At 58.0% G+C, this 12,880-nt stretch carries 14 protein-coding genes; 7 read left to right on the top strand and 7 right to left on the bottom strand.

The window, feature by feature from the left end; genetic code table 11:
- Positions 1-280: 280 nt before the first annotated feature.
- The gene (locus tag VMW13_04260; protein ID HUV44028.1) at positions 281-910 is read right to left on the bottom strand and encodes a YbhB/YbcL family Raf kinase inhibitor-like protein; all 630 of its coding nucleotides are present in this window, start codon (positions 908-910) and stop codon (positions 281-283) included.
- A gap of 314 nt (positions 911-1,224) precedes the next feature.
- Between VMW13_04260 and VMW13_04255 the strand changes: the two genes are divergently transcribed.
- The 7 genes from VMW13_04255 (at position 1,225) to VMW13_04225 (ending at position 7,229) form a co-directional block, all read left to right on the top strand.
- A complete protein-coding gene (locus VMW13_04255; GenBank protein ID HUV44027.1) occupies positions 1,225-1,419 on the top strand; it encodes a hypothetical protein in 195 nt (64 codons plus the stop codon).
- A 9-nt stretch (positions 1,420-1,428) separates the two neighbouring features.
- The gene (locus VMW13_04250; GenBank protein ID HUV44026.1) at positions 1,429-2,355 is read left to right on the top strand and encodes a translation initiation factor eIF-2B subunit; all 927 of its coding nucleotides are present in this window, start codon (positions 1,429-1,431) and stop codon (positions 2,353-2,355) included.
- A 121-nt stretch (positions 2,356-2,476) separates the two neighbouring features.
- Positions 2,477-3,751, top strand: a complete 1,275-nt coding sequence (locus VMW13_04245; protein HUV44025.1) for a PAS domain-containing sensor histidine kinase — start codon at positions 2,477-2,479, stop codon at positions 3,749-3,751.
- On the top strand, positions 3,732-4,412 hold the full coding sequence (locus VMW13_04240) for a response regulator transcription factor (GenBank protein ID HUV44024.1): 681 nt from the start codon (positions 3,732-3,734) through the stop codon (positions 4,410-4,412). Before VMW13_04245 ends, VMW13_04240 begins: the two co-directional genes overlap by 20 nt.
- 198 nt (positions 4,413-4,610) lie before the next feature.
- Entirely contained in the window at positions 4,611-4,736 is a 126-nt protein-coding gene (locus VMW13_04235; GenBank protein ID HUV44023.1) for a hypothetical protein, read from the top strand.
- Positions 4,737-5,056: 320 nt separating this feature from the next.
- Positions 5,057-5,983 (top strand): head GIN domain-containing protein, encoded by a 927-nt coding sequence (locus tag VMW13_04230; protein HUV44022.1) that lies wholly within the window; start codon positions 5,057-5,059, stop codon positions 5,981-5,983.
- Positions 5,984-6,452: 469 nt separating this feature from the next.
- Positions 6,453-7,229 (top strand): SDR family NAD(P)-dependent oxidoreductase, encoded by a 777-nt coding sequence (locus VMW13_04225; GenBank protein ID HUV44021.1) that lies wholly within the window; start codon positions 6,453-6,455, stop codon positions 7,227-7,229.
- Between the two features lie 13 nt (positions 7,230-7,242).
- Here VMW13_04225 and VMW13_04220 read toward each other — a convergent pair whose 3' ends face one another.
- The 6 genes from VMW13_04220 to VMW13_04195 form a co-directional block, all read right to left on the bottom strand.
- Complete coding sequence (locus VMW13_04220) at positions 7,243-8,115, bottom strand: prephenate dehydrogenase (GenBank protein ID HUV44020.1); 873 nt, start codon at positions 8,113-8,115, stop codon at positions 7,243-7,245.
- A 44-nt stretch (positions 8,116-8,159) separates the two neighbouring features.
- Positions 8,160-9,227, bottom strand: a complete 1,068-nt coding sequence (gene pheA / locus VMW13_04215) for a prephenate dehydratase (protein ID HUV44019.1) — start codon at positions 9,225-9,227, stop codon at positions 8,160-8,162.
- Positions 9,224-10,315: a chorismate synthase gene (aroC, locus tag VMW13_04210; protein ID HUV44018.1), complete on the bottom strand. Its 1,092-nt coding sequence runs from the start codon at positions 10,313-10,315 to the stop codon at positions 9,224-9,226. The genes pheA and aroC overlap by 4 nt, the downstream gene beginning before the upstream one ends.
- On the bottom strand, positions 10,305-11,570 hold the full coding sequence (gene aroA / locus VMW13_04205; GenBank protein HUV44017.1) for a 3-phosphoshikimate 1-carboxyvinyltransferase: 1,266 nt from the start codon (positions 11,568-11,570) through the stop codon (positions 10,305-10,307). The genes aroC and aroA overlap by 11 nt, the downstream gene beginning before the upstream one ends.
- Complete coding sequence (locus VMW13_04200; GenBank protein ID HUV44016.1) at positions 11,551-12,081, bottom strand: shikimate kinase; 531 nt, start codon at positions 12,079-12,081, stop codon at positions 11,551-11,553. Before VMW13_04200 ends, aroA begins: the two co-directional genes overlap by 20 nt.
- The coding region (locus VMW13_04195) for a shikimate dehydrogenase (protein HUV44015.1) at positions 12,071-12,880 on the bottom strand (810 nt) is incomplete at its 5' end. The genes VMW13_04195 and VMW13_04200, both read right to left, overlap by 11 nt.

Genomic DNA, 12,880 nt, shown 5'->3' with positions numbered 1-12,880 from the left:
GTCCAGGAAGGAGCCTTCTGCGGAAGGGGGGAAAGATTATATCTGGGGGACACCGGCAGAATCTGGTTTCGGATTCTGCTAACGTCATTCTGTAAGAATGACGCCCAGACACCCCTGCCATAAGGGGGCGCCCCTCAGAAGGGGCGGGCTCCCTCTGGACTCCCCTTTTTCATCACCCTGTTAGACTCGATCCGGGATACGTGTTTGCCCCCTGGATTCCAGCCTGCGCTGGAATGACATCAACATCCATCATACGTAAAGATATATACGAGACACTACACTAGCGCTGGTACCTGCCGGTGAGGGTAACCTGAGCCAGGATGTGTCCCTGCATGACCTTCAGCAGGTCCTCCTTGCTGGCTCCGGGTGCCAGGTCCAGGGTACTGTCCAGGGCGTAGAGGGTGAACCGGTAGCGGTGGCTGGGTCCGGCTGGCGGGCAGGGCCCACCGTATCCTGCCCTGCCGAAACTGGTCAGCCCCTGTCGTGCCCCGCTGCTCAGTTCATTGTCCTTGGGGACGGCCTCTGGCAGCTGGCGGCTTTCGGCCGGGATGTTGAAGAGGACCCAGTGGGTGAATACGCCGTGGGGAGCGTCGGGGTCATCCATTATCAGGGCGAAGGCCCCGGTTGCTTCTGGCGGCTGACTCCAGGATAGCGGTGGCGAGATGTTCTCCCCATCACAGGAGTACTTCGTCGGGATGTTCGCTCCCTCGGCGAAGGCGGTGGTGGAGAGAGACAGCACGCTGGGCGCCGGGTGGTCGCTCTGTTTGGGTATCCGTTCACCATCGGTTGTGGCCGCAGCGTGTCCCTCCAGCTCTATCTCGGGTGCAGGGGAAGGGGGAGTAGACTTACAGCCCGGGAGAAGGAACAGGGTCAGGCTCACCAGCACCAGTAGGGTAATTCTTCCTTTCATCAGCCATATTCTACTCAGGAGCGTACAGAGAGTCAATGTCTGCGAGATGTGGGCGCGCCCCGGCAGTCCGTGCTACCGTCAGGTATCATGCCGAGCGGTGAAGAACACGCCTGGGAACTTCTCTCCGACCTGGACCCCGAAGACGTGTGCCGTCGGCCAGGTTTCACCTGCCGGCGGATATCATCTGGTCGACTGCCATGATGAGCCTGCTGGCAACGCTGTGAAGATGCGGCGTCATACGTGTCTGATTACGGCTGTCGCGTGGCGCGATTTGTCCCGGTCCTCCGTTGACAGAGGAGGTTGCCGGGCAGATAATGAGAAGGCCGGGGAGACATGCTGGGGCCAGGATGTTTAAGAGCAAATACGTACGGATAGGAATCGTAGTCCTCCTGGTATTCATTATCGCGCTTGTCTTGAAGGGGATTGGTGCGGCGGTATTCTGGGCTACGGGTACGGGAGCGATACTCTTCGTCCTCAGCTTTGACCCGCGTATCAAGAGACACTGGTGAGAGGCAACCATGCCGATTTGTGAGGAGATTGCCCGTCTGGTGGACGAAATACAGGACGACCGGAGTCACGGTGCGATTGAGTTGGCACGCCGGACGCTGGTTATCCTGAAGACGACCGCAGAGCACAGTCAGGCCGATGACGTTGACCGTTTTCTCCACGAGCAAAGAGGGGTTGTCCAGGTGCTGACACTGACTCGCCTGTCAATGGCGCCGATACGCAACGTTGCCAATCGCTTGATGGAGGTTGTATCTGACCGGGTCGGGGAACTGGATGTGAGGGCGCTCCGGGACTTCATGGTCTCGAAAGCTGATGAGATGGTAGCTGATACCCGGCAAGCGGTGGTGCGGATTGCCCGGAACACTACGGGCCTGGTTGACGACGGTGCCACCATAATGACGCACAGCTATAGCTCTACAGTAGTGGCCGCTCTGCGGGAGGTCAGTTCCGAGCGCAGGGGCATCAGGGTGGTTGTCACCCGGTCGGGACCGGGCAGGACCGGAGAGGAGACCGCCCGGCAACTCGGCGGATTCGGGATACCGGTGACACTCATTGACGATACCACCGCAGCGGTGCATATGCCTTCGGTAAGCATCTTGATGCTGGGTGCCGATACGGTGTGTGCCGATGGCGTGGTCAACGGTATCGGCAGCTACCAACTGGCCGTGGTCAGTGCCGCCACAAGGGTTCCCGTTTACGTGTTGTGTGATAGTCTCAAGTTCGACCCCGAACTGACCCGCGAGGATGCTGACCTGGAGGATGAAGAGCCATCCGAGACGTTTGAGCCATCCGGACTACCCGCCGGAGTGGCTGTCAGTAACCCCCGGTTTGATTTCACGCCGCTGGAACTGGTTACGGGGATAGTGACTGAGGACGGCGTGTTGTCCACGGCCGATGTTGTTGCGCACCTCAAAGATATGTGCGGCGGTTTGACGTAACCGGTACTTCACGTTAGAATTAGTAACTCTGGCAACTCGGGTTGCCCGGTTGTGGCGGTGCGGTAATACGTTCCGGGAACTGCTATTTTCAGGTATTCTGTGTGGGATTTCGGTACTCAATATGAAGGACGGGCAGAAGACAAAGAAACAGCTACAGGACGAACTGGCCGCACTTCGTCAGCAGAACGCTATTCTCAGCCAGCGAGTTGACGAGATGGAAACATCAGAGACGCGGCAGAGGCAGCAGCAGGAAGAAATACTTGATATTCTGCGTGCCAGCACACCTGTTGGTCTCTTCATGGTTCAGGATGGCCAGTTTCAGTTCGTCAACGAGGACTTCCGTAACGTTACCGGCGGTAGCCCGGACGAACTGATGGGTACAGACCCGATGGCACTCGTCCTCCCCGAGGACAGGGATATGGTTAGAGAGAACGCGATAGCCATGCTCAAAGGAGAGCGTACCACCCCGTATAAGTACCGGATTATGAATAGAGATGGTGACATCAGGTGGATGCTGGAAGGAGTTGCTTCCGTTCAATATCGGGGAAAGCGAGCTGCCGTGGGACACTCCATGGACATTACCGAGCTTGAACGGGCCCAGGGGAAGCTGGAAGATGCCTATGAGGAGGAGAGGAAGCTACGCCGGGAGCTTGAGGAGGAGGCGCAACGAAGGATAGAGTTCACTCGGGCGCTGGTCCACGAGCTCAAGACCCCGCTGACACCGGTACTGTCTTCCAGTGAACTCCTCTACAGTGAGCTCCGTGAGGAACCCTGGATGAGCATTGCCGAGAACATTCACCGTGGAGCTACCAACCTGAGCAACCGGATAGACGAACTCCTTGACCTGGCGCGGGTTGAGATCGGTATCCTGAAGGTGAACCGGAAGGCGGTAGACGTGTTGCCGCTGCTCCGTCGGGTAGGCAAAGACATGAAGATAGTTGCCTTAGCTGCAGGACAGTCCTTGAGGGTGACCTTGCCTGACTCTCTCCCACGGGTGTGGGCTGACACCGACCGCCTGCGGCAGGTAGTGCAGAATCTGCTGATTAACGCATCCAAATTCACACCCGATGGTGGTAAGATTACGCTGAGGGCAAAGGAGAGGGATGGTTCTCTGGTAGTAGAGGTCCAGGACAACGGACCGGGTATTCCCGAGGAAGACCAGAAGCGGCTCTTTCAGCCCTATAACCGGCATTTGGGTGACCGGGAGTACCTGAGTGGCCTGGGGTTGGGTCTGGCGCTGTGCAAATACCTGGTGGGGCTGCATGATGGCGAGATATGGCTGAATAGCCGCGTGGGTAAAGGCTCGATCTTTGGCTTCTCGATACCCCTGGCTACATCCATCCAGCAGCAGGTGAGTACCAAGGAGGAGGCAATAAATGAAAGTGCTTCTTATTGAGGATGACCGGGAAATCATAGATGCCATTTCGCTTGCCTTCCAGATACGCTGGCCGGAAGCGACGCTGATTCCTACCCGTCTCGGTCAGAAGGGAGTTGAGCTGGTTGAGAGTGAGTCACCGGATATCGTCATACTTGACCTGGGTTTACCCGATATAAACGGCTTCGATGTACTTCGGCAAATCCGCCTTTTTTCCCACGTGCCCACCATCATCCTGACGGTACGGTCTGATGAGGCTGATATCGTCAAGGGGCTGGAATGGGGGGCTGATGACTATATAACCAAACCCTTCCGGCAGCTCGAGTTCCTGGCACGAGTTAAGGCCCTGATTCGGCGGCAGGTCGGTGCTGAGGAGGAATCGATTGTTTTTGGACCGCTACGCCTGGACCCCACCACAGGGCAGTTGAGCTACAGTGGCAAGGAGATTGCCCTCACCGTTACCGAAAGCCAGATAATGGCTCACCTGATGAAGAACGGAGGTCGCGCCGTTACCCATGCGAGCCTCGCTGGGGCAGTCTGGGGTGATGACTACCCCGGGGCGGCGGACAGCCTCAAGGTACACATCCGGCGCCTGCGTGAGAAGGTCGAGGAAGCCCCCAGCAATCCCAGGCTCATCCTCACCAGGACCGGTATCGGCTACTTCATGGCAAAGCCGGAATAGCCTTTGAGGCGCTTTCCCCGGGGATTATCTGTGGGTATTCCCGTTGGCTACTTCTCGCCATGTTCTGCTGGCAAAATGTAACCTTTTTGTAACCTCGTGTTGACATGCCTTTTACCTTCCGCGGTATATCTTTAACTGGCCTTAACTTGCCTGGTGTAGACTGATAATGGACGTGGAAGAAGAGAAGGGGGCAGCAGAATGAAAGGTCTATTGAAATCAATCTTCGTAATCGGTCAGGTTTTTGGCCTGGTTATGGGACGCAACTTCATCATGCCAGTTAACGAGACCATGGAGAAGCACTGGGAACTCAGCCTGTACGCCTAGGCCAGGCACAGGCGTTTACCTGATTCCACATTAGTTAGAAGGAAGAATCAAGCAGAAACATGAATCTATTTACAAAATCGTTAGCAGTCGTTGGCCAGGTGTTTGGCCTGGTGCTCGGGAGCAACTTACACTTGCCGGTCAACGAGACCATGGAGAGGCATTGAGACCTTTGGTTCGATGCCTAGGTTTATGATGTTGAGTATCAGAATCATATCCCCGACCACTTCCGGCAGTATTGACAGCCAGTAGAACAAGCACTAAACTAGATGGGCCTGAGGGAAGACCTCAGGCTCATCTGCACTACTGGAGAGGGTATTGCGATGGCGAATATTGAAGAGCTCAAGAAAGAAGCCGAAGAAGCCAAGGAGCGAATGAAGCGGGACATGGTTGACTTCCGCGACATACTGCGGAAAATCGCCCTTGAAGCTGGCGAAAACGGCAGAACTAAAGCGGAAGCGGCGATGCATCAGGCTGAGAGGCGGATTGAGGAAACCGTCTCTCGTGTAGAGACAAGGGTGGATAAGGCCATTGCCGTACTGTCCGGCCCGGAAACCGGTACAGGGAAGGTCGTCACCAGGGAATTTGATTTGAGCGACTTCACGAATGTTGAAGTCGCTTGTTGTTTCAGGGTGGATATTGTCCAATCTGATTCGTACAGTGTGACTGTGACCAGTGATGAGAGTCTGTTCGACTATATCAACGTTGATAAATCGGGCAACACACTGAAGATATCGGTCAAGCCGTTCCACTTCCACACCAGGCCGACACTGGGTGCGCACATCACCATGCCCATGCTCAATAAGCTACGTCTCAGCGCTGCGGCGAAGTGTAGCGTAAACGGCTTCAGTTCCCAGGGAAAACTCGATCTGAACCTTTCCGGCGCCAGCAGCCTGGATATCGATATCGAGGCCGGTATAACTAAGGTTGAGGTATCGGGTGCCAGCAAACTCCATGGCAATATGAAGCTCGGTGATTCCGAGTTCACCCTCTCCGGCGCCAGCCGGATGGAACTGAAGGGGTCCGCAAGGGACGTTGAGATGAATGCCTGGGGCGCCAGCCGACTGGAGATGGCAGGTTACGCTCTCAGGGACGCCAAAGTCGACCTCAAGGGGGCCAGCCAGGCAGTAGTGAGTACTAGCGGGAAGCTGGACCTTGATATCAGTGGTAGTTCCCGACTCACCTATTGCGGTAGTCCCACCATGGGTAGTGTCAAGGTCTCCGGTGCCTCCACGCTGACCCAGAAATAACCTGCCCGGGATACCTCCATTAGTTTTCGAGTGTCACTACTCTGCACTGTTCACCCATCCGCACTCCTCGTTTCCCCACTTCACTGAAAGACCCCTCATACAGGTAACATCGTGCCCTGCTGATGAAAGACCTTTGTTCGGTGTAGCGTGATACCCGCGCCATTGTGGTACCTGACCATTGATATCGTTCAGATATATTGGTGACAAGTCGATAGAGCATTCAAGTAGCAACTATTTCAAGAAACGTCATTGCGAGGAGCCTGGCGACAGGCCGCTGAAACTAGCGGCACGCAATCTTGGAGGGCGGCATGAGATTGCCACGCCACTCCCTTGCTTTGCTCGGTTGTGGCTCGCAATGACAGGTAGGAGAAAGACGTGTTGCTAATGTACTGGGCAAGTACAATTATTTGACTGTCGGCATGTCGATTTGCTAAAGTCTAGCAGCATTGAAGGTTGACAGGGGGCAGATATGAAACTGGATGGTAAGGTAGCCATAGTCGCCGGGAGCAGTCGCGGTATCGGCAAGCAGATTGCCCTCACATTTGCCCGCGAAGGTGCTGCAGTAGCCGTGGTTGCCAGGACCGAACAGGAAGGCGGCAAGCTCCCCGGCACCATTCACCAGACAGTCGACGAAATCCGTGCCCTCGGCGGTCGGGCAGTCGCCATCAGGACGGACATCACGGTTGACGAGGACGTGGAAAGCATGGCCCGGAAGACCCTCGAGGAGTTCGGGCGGATAGATATCCTGGTGAACGACGCCGCAGCCAATTTCAACGCCATGATAGCCGACCTGCCCATCAAGCGCTGGGACCTGATGATGCGGGTCAATCTGCGCGGTACCTTCATCTGTACCAAAGCAGTGCTGCCCACGATGATTGCCCAGCGCAGCGGCAACATCATCTGCATGACATCCGTTGCCGCCAAGCGGCGGGCGCCACCGGGAGAGGTCTGCTACAGCATCACCAAGGCGGGTATCGAGCTATTCTGCTGGGGCCTGGCACAGGAGGTTAAGGACTACAACATCGCCGTCAATGACCTCTACCCCAGCGGGGCGGTGCTCACCGATGGCTTCAAGGTGGTCTTCAAGAATGTGGACCTCGGCGACGTGGAGAGCCGGATGAAAAGCCCGGAGCAGATTGCCGAGGCCGCGCTCTGGATTGCTACCCGGGATGCGGGTACCTTCACCGGCCGCTCGGTGAACGATGACGAAGTCATGGCCTTCATCGAGGGGAGGGCGGAGCCGTAGTGACTGGCCGCTCTTATGGCAGCCCGTCGGTGATGCGGTACATATCCTCGTAGGCTTTCTGGAAGTGGGGGTCGGTCTCTTCCAGCCTGTCTTTCAGGGCGCTCATTCTGTCCACGAACGCCTGTCTGTCTCCGCTCTTCACCAGGTCGGCCCACGTTTTCACGCTCTGCTGGAACTGCCCCTCAATCTCTCCGATGTCCGGAAAGCTCATCTGCAGTGAGGCGTAGAGTTCCGGGTCTTCGGAGATGACGCTTTCCATCAGGGTGTAGAGTACCCTGAAGGTGGTGCCGCCGATTTGCTTCATCTCCTGGAACCGCTCCATGCTCAGCAGGGTATCCGCCGATGCAATGGCAATGAAGTGGGCCAGCCCGAGGATAACGGTCATCATCCTGTCGTGCTCTTCCGGTGCCATCAGGGAGACACGTGCTCCCCTGGCATCGAGATAGTCCCTGACCTTATCTGCCAGGGCTGTCTCCCCATCGTTTGTCGGTGTCAGGACGAAGTTCTGGTTGACCAGGCTCTTTGCTCCGGGCCCGAATACCGGATGTGTCCCCAGGATGACCGCCGACGTAATATGGCGGTGCATTATGTCCACCGGTTCTGCCTTGAGCGAGGTGAAATCGACCACGCTCTGCCCCGAGTGCGTGTGTGGGGCTATCTGTTTAACGACTGCTTCAAAGCTATCCAGTGGCACCGACAATATGATGGCGTTTGCGTCCCCTACCCGGCCGACGTCGGTGGTGATATCCACATCCAACTCTTGCTGAACGGTCCTGAGCTTCTCCTCACTCCGGCCGACGAGTAGCACCTCGTTGCCCTCCTGCGCCAGGAGACGGGCGAACCACTGGCCCATCTTCCCCGAACCGCCGACAATAGCTACTTTCATATGCTAACTCTGCATCCCTGAATCAGACCTGTTACCGACCTGGCTCATGTAGCTCTAGGGTAGGACCCCAGGACCTTGACGAACAGGGCGGTCTCCTCCAGTTTACCCAGGGCTTCCCGTGAGGCAGTGTCCTCCCGATGCCCTTCGAAGTCGAGATAGAAGTTATACTCCCAGGGCCTCTGCCGGGTCGGCCGTGACTCAATCTTGGTGAGGTTTACCTGGCTGGCCGCCAGCTCACGGAGGAGGCTGTACAGTGCCCCCGGCTTGTGGCTCACCGAGAAGACGATGGATGTCTTGTCGTTGCCTGTCGGGGGCGAGTCATGCTTGGCAAGGACGAAGAACCGGGTGAAGTTGTTGGGGGTATCCTCTATCTCCCGGGCCATTATCTGCATCGCGTAGATTTCCGCCGCGCGGACGCTGGCGATGGCGGCGCCGTCGGTCATTCCCTGTTCCTTGATCATCTTGACACTGCCCGCGGTATCGTAGGTTGGAATCAGTTCGCAGTCGAGGTGCTTGAGGAAGGCGCGGCACTGGCCCAGGGCCTGAGGATGGGAATAGACCCTTCGCAGCAGGTCAAGCTTCACCCCCGGATTGGCGATAAGGCAGTGTATCACGCGTAACTCAATCTCTCCCCGGACCTTGAGACTGGAGTCGAGGAGCAGGTCATAGACCTGGCTGATGCTGCCCTCCAGGGAGTTCTCAATGGGAACTACGCCAAAATGCGCTTCTCCCCGCTCCACGGCGTCAAAGACTGCGTCCAGGGTTTCACAGGGCCTGACCTCGATTGAAGGACCGAAGAAATCAACGGCAGCCTCCTCGCTGTAGGCGCCAATCTCACCCTGAAAGGCGACGATAAGCCCCTCGACACTCTTGGCAACGTTGACTATCCTGCGGTAGATGCTTTCGAGACCCGCGATGCTGACGTTCTCCTGCCCGGCCAGCCGGCGGATATTGGACATCACCTCGGTCTCCCGGCTGAGGTCCTCAAGCTGCTTTCCCTGCTTCTGCTTTTCCCGGCCGATTTTCTCCGCGTTTCTTATCCTTTCCGCAATAAGCCTGACTATCTCGGCATCGGCCTGGTCTATCTTCTTTCTCAGGTCTTCCAGGCTCATATTATTACCTCCGGTATCCCTCCTGCCCTGATGGCGAAATCACACAGGGTCACCGCCACCATCGCCTCCACCACCGGTACCGCCCGGGGCACAATGCAGGCGTCATGCCTGCCTCTGGTGGCCAGCGTGTCCGGTGCCATCTTCTCCATATCAACCGTCTGCTGCTCCCGGGCTATGGAAGGGGTCGGTTTCACGGCAACCCGCACGACTATCGGCATCCCGTTGCTGATGCCGCCGAGAATGCCGCCGGCATTATTCGTCAGGGTCACTATCCTGCCGTCAATGATGGTAAACGGGTCGTTGTTTTCCGAGCCCCTCTTTTCCGCAGCGGCAAAGCCTGACCCGAACTCCACCCCCTTGACCGCCGGGATGGCGAACATCGCCCTGGACAGGTCTCCTTCCAGGGTATCGAATACCGGCTCTCCCAGTCCGGCAGGTACGTTGAGGGCTATGCACTCGATAACCCCGCCGAGGCTGTCACCTTCCGTCCGGGCTTTCTCGATTGCCCGGAGCATTTCCTCGGCAACTTCGGGGTCGGCACACCGGAGCGTATTGCTCCCGGCGTTTGCCTTTACTTCCTCTACCTGCTTCACCCTGGCCTCTATCCCCCCGATGGCGACTGTGTGGGCGACAACTTCAACGCCGATAGTGCCAAGTAGCTTCCGAGCGACCGCTCCCGCCATGACGAAGGTAGCCGTAATCCTGCCCGAGAACCGGCCGCCACCACGAAAATCATTGAAGCCCCCGTACTTCGTGTAGGCGGTGAAGTCGGCATGACCCGGCCGGGGTAGTAAGCGGTCCTTCAGGTACTGGCTGGAATCGACGTCCTGGTTCCATATCAGCAGGCCGATGGGTGCGCCGGTGGTTCGTCCGCCATATATCCCGGAAAGGACTTCGACGCGGTCCGCCTCGGCGCGGGAAGTGCTTGCCGGACCGTCTCCCGGTCTTCTCCGGTCTACTTCCGTCTGGATTTCCTGCTCGCCGATTGCCAGGCCGGCGGGACAACCATCAATGATAACGCCGACGCAGCGACCGTGGCTTTCCCCGAAGCTGGTGATGGTGAACCGCTTGCCAAGACTATTTCCCATCTGTCTTTACCTTACCACCGAGGGCTCCGAGTTCTTGCCAGAACTGCGGGTATGTCTTGGAGACGCATTCCGCGCCCTCGATCACGGTACTTCCGGCCACGGTACCGAGCAGCCCGAAAGCCATGGCAATCCGGTGGTCGTCCCTGCTGTCGATGACGGCACCCCCCGGCTTTCCGCCGGTAATGGTCATCCGGTCTGCCTCCTCGGTGACGCTGATGCCCATTCTCTCCAGACCTTTTCTTACCGCGGTCACCCGGTCCGACTCCTTGATTCTTGCCCTCTCGATACCGGTGAGGTAGCTGACGCCTTCGGCAGTCGCTGCCAGCACCGCCACCGTCGGCAGGAGGTCAATGCAGTCGGACAGGTCAGCTGTGATTGCCCTGAGCTTCGACTTCCGCACGGTTATCGAGTTCCTATTGATGATAACCGAAGCCCCCATTTCCTGCAAGAAATCGAGGATTACTCTGTCGCCCTGAAGGCTTTCCCGGTTCAGGTTCTCGACCTCAACCTCACCGGCCAGTGCTCCCAGGGCCACCAAGTAGGAGGCTGAAGACCAGTCCGCTTCCACCCGATAGCTGGTGGGCCTGTACGACTGCCGGGTCACCTCAAACGCGTCCATTGCGTCCGAGAAGGCAACCGATACCCCGAACCACTGCATGCAGTCCAGCGTCATCAGCACGTAGGGCGCGGACTCCAGGGGACTTGTCAAGCGTATAGTGGCGCCTTTCTGGAAGAAAGGCGTGGCCAGCAGCAGGGCGGATACATACTGGGAGCTGATATCGCCCGGCAGCTCGGTGTCACCGCCCCTCAGACCGCCACCCTCGACGACCACCGGCGGCACTTCACCCTGACAGGAGCAGGTCACGCCCAGTTGCTTCAGGGCATCCACCAGGGGCAGCACCGGTCTTTTTGCGAGTGAGGGTCCGACGGTGAGACGGTGTCTTCCCGGCACCAGGGCGGAAATGGCGGTCATGAACCGCAGGGTGGTTGCCGATTCCCCGCAGAACAGGTCGCCGTCCGCCTGGTGGAAACTGCCGCCGTGGACTTGCCAGAGGTCTTCCTGCTGGTCGATATGGACGCCTATCCGGCCGAGTACCTTTATCGCCGCTTCGGTGTCGTCCGAGGCCAGCGGCTGCACAACTTCACTCTCACCGCGGGCAAGGGCAGCGCACATCAGTCCCCGGATGGTGTAGCTCTTCGAGGATGGGGCGGTTATCCTGCCGGATATCTCGCTCTTAGAGATTGAAACCTTCATCTTCTTTCAACTGGCTGATTATTCTCTCGGCCACAGAATCAGTACTCAGCCGTGAGGTACTAATTCTCAGGTCGGCGGCCCGCTCGTAGAACGGCCTCCGGAATCTCAGAAGCTCGCGGATACGCTCTGCCGGAACAGGCACATCGAGCAGGGGGCGCTCGTTGTCATCGGCCCTGGTCCTCCTCAGGATTGCCCCGGGCGATGCGGTCAGGTAGACGATTCGTGATGTTTCTCTCAGCCGGTCTATGTTTATCATATTGAGGACAATGCCCCCGCCGCAGGCGATGACCATGTCCGTGCTCTTCGAGACTCTCCTGGTGGCCTCTATCTCCAGCTCACGGAAGGCAATCTCGCCGTCCTGCCGGAAGATGTCCGGAATCGACTTGCCCGCCATCTCCTCTATCACGTCATCCAGCTCGACGAAGCGCCGACCTAGCCTTCCGGCGAGTACCTTCCCCACGGCAGATTTCCCGCTACCCATGAAACCTGTCAGGGCAATGTTACGTTTCATGCTCCTCCAGCAGCCTGACTGCCTCTCTCTTCATCAGGTCGACCGGTGCCTGTACTCCGGTCCACTTCTCGAAGGCGAGCGCCCCCTGCCAGGCCAGCATGTCGATACCGGCGATTGTCTGTGCCCCGGCGGCCTCAGCCTCGCGCAGCAGACGGGTCTTTAGCGGATTGTAGACGATATCGAAGACCACCAGGCCAGGCCGGAGCAGGTCGGCATCCACCGGTGTGCGGTCGGTCTCGGGACTCATGCCGACACTGGTGGTATTGACCAGGATGTCCATGTTGGGCAGGACCCCGGCCAAGTTCTGTCGGTGCAGTTCACCGGCCTTGGCTTCGTGCTCGGAATGCCAGCCTACCCTGGCGGCCAGTTCGTATGCCCAGTCCAGCTCTTCCACCCGGTTGAAGATGAAGAGTCGGGCACCACGTTCACCAAGTGCGAGGGATACTGCCCTTGAGGCACCGCCGGCTCCGAGGACAAGCACCCTCTTTCCCTGCGGGTCGACCCCCTTTTCCAGCAGGGCCTGCAGAAATCCGGAGGCGTCCGTATTGTAGCCCTTGAGGACACCGTTATCGTTGACTATCGTGTTGACCGCACCGATTTTTTCTGCCAGCGCATCGACCTCGTCGAGAAACGGAATAACGGCCACCTTGTGGGGGATGGTAACGTTCAGCCCCCGGATATTCAGGGCACGCATGCCTCCGATGGCCTCGCCCAGTTCTTCGCTACGGACCCTGAAAGCCGTATAGACGTAGTCCAGGCCGGTCTCGCGGAAGGCGGCATTGTGCATCACCGGCGACAT

The sequence above is a fragment of the Dehalococcoidales bacterium genome (genome assembly GCA_035529395.1).
Taxonomy (GTDB): domain Bacteria; phylum Chloroflexota; class Dehalococcoidia; order Dehalococcoidales; family Fen-1064; genus DUES01.
This window is presented reverse-complemented; position numbering and strand designations above follow the sequence as displayed.